At 71.4% G+C, this 377-nt stretch carries 1 protein-coding gene; it reads right to left on the reverse strand.

From position 1 onward, the window contains the following. Positions 1–377, reverse strand: a 377-nt coding sequence (locus QB898_RS13255; RefSeq protein WP_279525325.1) for a 5-oxoprolinase subunit B family protein, incomplete at both ends; no start/stop codon positions are given.

The raw sequence follows: 377 nt of genomic DNA on the forward strand, positions 1-377 counted from the left end.
AGCTGCCAGCCGCCGGGGCTGGCGCGCGGGTACACGCCCGAAAAGCGCCCCGCCAGCGCCACGGCCCCCGGCGGAATGCGCGTGCGCGGGCTGGCGCGGCGCGGCACGTCAAACACCGCATCGCCCCCGCTCAAATAGGCAAAGCCCGGCGCAAAGCCCGCAAAGGCCACCTGCCAGGGCTGCGCCGTGTGGCGGGCGATGACTTGCGCTGCGCTCAAGCCCAGATGCGCGGCCACTTCGGCCAAGTCTTCGCCGTCATAGCGCACGGGAATTTGCACCAGCGCCCCGGCCGCTTCTTCAGGCGGCGCGCCGCTTTCTGCTGCACTTTGTGCCTTTTGCGCAATGGCGGCCACGGCGGCGGCCAGTTGCGCATCGTC

Source organism: Ottowia cancrivicina (assembly GCF_029813755.1).
GTDB lineage: Bacteria > Pseudomonadota > Gammaproteobacteria > Burkholderiales > Burkholderiaceae_C > Ottowia > Ottowia massiliensis.